Origin of the sequence: Brachybacterium equifaecis, from assembly GCF_023509525.1 — a bacterium.
GTDB classification, from domain to species: Bacteria; Actinomycetota; Actinomycetes; order Actinomycetales; family Dermabacteraceae; genus Brachybacterium; species Brachybacterium equifaecis.
Genome location: NZ_JAKNCJ010000023.1, coordinates 1 through 1,108, shown reverse-complemented (window position 1 = coordinate 1,108; position 1,108 = coordinate 1). Strand labels below are relative to the sequence as shown.

1 protein-coding gene is annotated in these 1,108 nt (G+C 69.8%); it reads left to right on the top strand.

Going from position 1 to position 1,108, the window contains the following annotated elements:
• Positions 1-66: 66 nt before the first annotated feature.
• The gene (locus Bequi_RS14125) at positions 67-1,101 is read left to right on the top strand and encodes an IS30 family transposase (protein ID WP_430623128.1); all 1,035 of its coding nucleotides are present in this window, start codon (positions 67-69) and stop codon (positions 1,099-1,101) included.
• The last annotated feature ends 7 nt before the right edge of the window (positions 1,102-1,108 follow it).

Here is a 1,108-nt window from a genome sequence, read left to right as displayed (position 1 = left end):
GGCGGTGTCGTAGCGTCGTAGCAACACTCCCGGCCGGCGGGGGCCTGGAGGGGTGAGGCGGGCGTGATGGCGCGTGCAGGGTTGACGTTTAACGACAGGTCGGAGATCTCCACCGCCACGAAGGCTGGCTGGGGGATCCGGGAGATCGCCCGCCATCTGGGCAGGTGCCCCTCGGTGGTCTCCCGCGAGATCCGCCGCAACACCACCACGACCCGCGGCTACCAGGCCGTCACCGCGGATGTTCGCGCGCAGCGCCGCCGCTCCCGCCCCCAGGCCCGCAAAGTCGCGAGAGACCCCGTGCTGCGCGCCCGGGTGGAGGCGGACCTTGCCGCGTCTTGGACGCCTAACGAGATCGCTGGCCGCTTGCGCTTGGAGGCCGCAGACCCGACCGTGGAACGCATGGACTCCTCACCCGACGCCCACGGCGCGACCGTCTCCGGCGAAGCGATCTACCAGTACATCTACGCGATGCCCCGCGGGGAGCTCGCGAAACGGGGGATCTTCCTGCAGTCCAAGCGCACCCGCCGCAAGCCCCGCACCACCGGCAGGAGCAGGGGTGGGCCGATCGTGGGGATGATCCCGATCAGCGAACGCGGCGAAGACGCCGCAGCACGCCGAGTGCCTGGCCACTGGGAAGGGGATCTGATCATCGGGAAGAACGGCGCCTCGTGCGCGGCGACGCTGGTGGAGCGGATGAGCGGGTTCACCGCGCTGCTGGCCCTGCCCTCCAAGCACGCCGAGCCCACCGCGGACGCGGTCATCGAGTACTTCACCGGGCTGCCGGAGATGATGCGGGGCTCGCTCGCCTGGGACCGGGGCACGGAGATGGCCCACCACCACAAGGTCACCCTGGCGACGACGATGCCGGTCTACTTCGCGGACCCCCACTCGCCCTGGCAGCGGCCCTCGAACGAGAACACCAACCGTCTCTACCGGGAGTACCTCCCCAAGGGCACAGAGATCCCCGACCACCAGCCCTACCTCACGAGCATCGCGGAGGAGATCAACAACCGGCCCCGCCGCCGACTCGGCTTCCTCTCACCGAAAGAAGCCTTCACCCGCCTCCTCGCCGGCGAACCCCATGTTGCTACGACGCCTTGACGCCACC